Origin of the sequence: Candidatus Syntrophosphaera thermopropionivorans (genome assembly GCF_004353895.1) — a bacterium.
GTDB classification, from domain to species: Bacteria; Cloacimonadota; Cloacimonadia; order Cloacimonadales; family Cloacimonadaceae; genus Syntrophosphaera; species Syntrophosphaera thermopropionivorans.
The window spans coordinates 1-2,902 of sequence record NZ_SMOG01000044.1 but is presented as its reverse complement, the minus strand read 5'-3'; the positions used below and the strand labels follow the sequence as shown (position 1 = coordinate 2,902).

Sequence of the window (2,902 nt, the reverse complement as noted above, 5' to 3'; positions counted from 1 at the left end):
TGGTGCAAGAAGCTATTGATGATGCAACGCAGAATAGAACCGTGATTATGATAGCTCATCGTCTTTCTACCATTCAGAAAGCGGATAGAATCGTAGTTCTGGAACATGGTAGAATTGTAGGAATTGGCACTCATCAGGAATTGATGGAATCTTGCCCTCGCTATCAGAAACTTTACAATCTCCAGTATGGTCATAACTTTTAACTATGAAAATTAGCGGATTTTCCTTTGTTAGAAATGGGATAAAGCTCTATTATCCAGTGGTAGAATCCATCAAATCAATACTACCAATCTGTGATGAGTTTGTGATAGCGGTAGGAAAAGGAGATGAGGATGACACCACCCGTGAAAGTATTATTGCCCTGAATGACCCGAAAATAAAGATTATTGATACTATCTGGGAAGAGAAATACTTCAAAAAAGGGATTATCAATGCCTTGCAGACGGACATTGCAAAGCAAGCTTGCAATGGAGATTGGCTTTTTTATCTTCAGGCAGATGAAGTAGTGCACGAAAAATATTTACCTATAATTCAGAAACGATGCGAAGAGCTTTTAGACCGGGAAGAAGTGGAAGGGCTACTTTTTCGCTATAAACATTTTTGGGGTGATTATCAGCATTATCATAAAGCTCATGGTTGGTATCCTTATGAGATTAGAATAATTCGTAATCTTCCGCAAATACATTCCTATCAGAGTGCTCAATCTTTCCGCTGGTTTGATTATTATGATGGTCCCAGACAGGAAGAAGGGACCAGAAAGCTCAGAGTGGCAAAAGTAGATGCAGAAATATATCATTATGGTTGGGTGCGACCTCCACATCTGATGCAGAATAAATGCAGGGCTTTAAACAGTTTGCACTGGGGTAGAGCTAAAGCTGAAAACTATTATCAACAAGCACCTGAATATTTTGATTATGGACCTCTGGACCGTCTTGCAGTTTTTACAGGAACTCATCCGAAGGTGATGGAAGAACGCATTAAAGCTATGGATTGGCAGGATAAATTACAGTATTCTGGAAAACCTAATCCTTTCCGAGAGCCACATAAGCATGAAAGATTTGATAATAGGGTGCTTAGCTGGATTGAGCATAATCTCAATGGCGGAGAGCAGATAGGCACTTTTAGAAATTATCAGCTGCTTAGAAATTTATAAGTTTAAATGGCAAAAGTTTCTGCTGTAATGATTGTCAAGAATGAGAGTGCAAATCTGAAAAGATGTCTTCCTGCGCTTTCCTGGACTGATGAAATAGTGGTTCTGGACACCGGTTCTGAAGATGATACCATTGATCTAGCTCAATCTTTTGGCTGTAAAACCGCAAAACTGGATGTCTGGGAAGGTTTTGGTAAAGCCAAGCAAAAAGCAGTAAGCTTAGCAGAAAATGACTGGATTCTTTCTCTTGATGCTGATGAACTATTATCAGAAGATTTGCAAGAGGAATTGAAAGCTCTGAGAGAGCAGGATTTTCTTAATTGTGCCTGGCGCTTGAAAAGGAAATCTTTTTATGAGGGAAAGCTCATTCATTTCTGTGGCTGGCAAAATGACTGTCCCTTACGAGTTTTTAATCGTTTAAAAGGCAATTTTAATGATTTACCTGTTCATGAAGGTGTCAAAACTGAGATGGAGAAGCGATGCTGTAAAGGAATTTTATACCACTTTCCCTATGCTGATAAAGATGCTCATTTCAAAAAAATGCGGTTTTACGGAGAAATAAGAGCCAAAGAGCTAAAGAGTAAGGGTAAAAAGAGCAATCCCTTTATTGCTGCTTTAAGAGGAATATTAAAGTTTCTTAAAATGTATATTCTGCAATTAGGGTTTTTAGATGGCAAAGCAGGTTTTTTATTATGCATTCGTTCTGCCTGGGGTATCTGGTATAAATACCACTATTTATGGAAACTAAGTCAATAAAAGTTCTACATATTGATTCGGAAAAGCTCTGGCGAGGAGGACAACAACAGGCAGTTTATCTTTATGAAGGTATGCAACAAAGAGGCATTCCCGGCTGTTTTGTGTGCCAACCTCATTCCAAATTAGAACAATATTTCCAGAAGCACAACTTAGAATATAAATCTATTCCCTTTAGGGGAGAACTGGATTTAATAGCAGGATACCGCCTAGCAAAGTTTGCCCGGAAACATCACTTTTCCGTACTAATATGTCATAGTGCTCATTCTTTAAGCTGGGGTTTAATGGCTAAGGCTTTTTATCCTCCTTTAAAAATAATAGGAGTGAGAAGAACAGAATTTAGTATCGGTAAAAACCTCTTATCTCGCTGGAAATATCGTAATGCAGCCCTGGATAGAATTGTTGCTATATCGGAAGGTGTCCAAAAGGTTTTAATGGAAAACGGAGTATCAAAAGAAACAATTAATATTATATATAGCTGTATAGATAGCAATAAATTTGATACTTTAAATAGAGATCCTACTATTAGAGCAAAATGGAATATACCCCAAGATTCAATATTAACCGGGATGTTTGCTGCTTTTGATAAATATAAAGATTATCCCACTTTTTTAAAAGCTGCCTCTTTAGCACTCAGGGAAAGAAAGGATTTATTCTTTTTAGCGGTTGGTGAGGGAGAGCTGAAAAACGCTATGCAGGAACTGGCAAAAGAACTAAATATTTCAGATAGAGTGATTTTTACTGGTTTTCAGCAAGATGTAGAAAAGATTCTTAAAACCCTGGATATCTTTGTCTTAGCTTCTAAAAAGGAAGGATTAGGCACCTCTATTCTGGAAGCTATGGCAGCAGGAGTTCCCGTGATAGGAACAGCTTCAGGTGGCATTCCTGAGTTAATTAAAGATGGAGAAAATGGACTTTTAGTTCCTCCTTCCAATCCTGAAAAGTTAAAAGATGCTATCTTAAAACTTGCCAATTCACCAGAATTGAGGTTCCGAATGG

Annotated in this window: 3 protein-coding genes and 1 pseudogene; all 4 read left to right on the top strand. The window is 37.9% G+C overall.

Annotation, left to right across the window (positions count from 1 at the left end; genetic code table 11):
* Nucleotides 1-203 (top strand): annotated as a pseudogene (locus E0946_RS07300) (ABC transporter ATP-binding protein); the annotation flags it as partial.
* Nucleotides 204-205: 2 nt separating this feature from the next.
* The gene (locus E0946_RS07065; RefSeq protein ID WP_133201763.1) at nucleotides 206-1,153 is read left to right on the top strand and encodes a glycosyltransferase family protein; all 948 of its coding nucleotides are present in this window, start codon (nucleotides 206-208) and stop codon (nucleotides 1,151-1,153) included.
* A 6-nt stretch (nucleotides 1,154-1,159) separates the two neighbouring features.
* Nucleotides 1,160-1,906 (top strand): glycosyltransferase family 2 protein, encoded by a 747-nt coding sequence (locus tag E0946_RS07060; RefSeq protein WP_133201762.1) that lies wholly within the window; start codon nucleotides 1,160-1,162, stop codon nucleotides 1,904-1,906.
* On the top strand, nucleotides 1,888-2,902 hold a 1,015-nt coding region (locus E0946_RS07055; protein ID WP_133201761.1), incomplete at its 3' end, for a glycosyltransferase family 4 protein. The genes E0946_RS07060 and E0946_RS07055, both read left to right, overlap by 19 nt.

What these genes read in the sequence shown, in the direction of transcription:
- E0946_RS07065 (WP_133201763.1), top strand. Translation starts at nt 206, where the DNA reads ATGAAAATTAGCGGATTTTCCTTTGTTAGAAATGGGATAAAGCTCTAT.
- E0946_RS07060 (WP_133201762.1), top strand. Translation starts at nt 1,160, where the DNA reads ATGGCAAAAGTTTCTGCTGTAATGATTGTCAAGAATGAGAGTGCAAAT.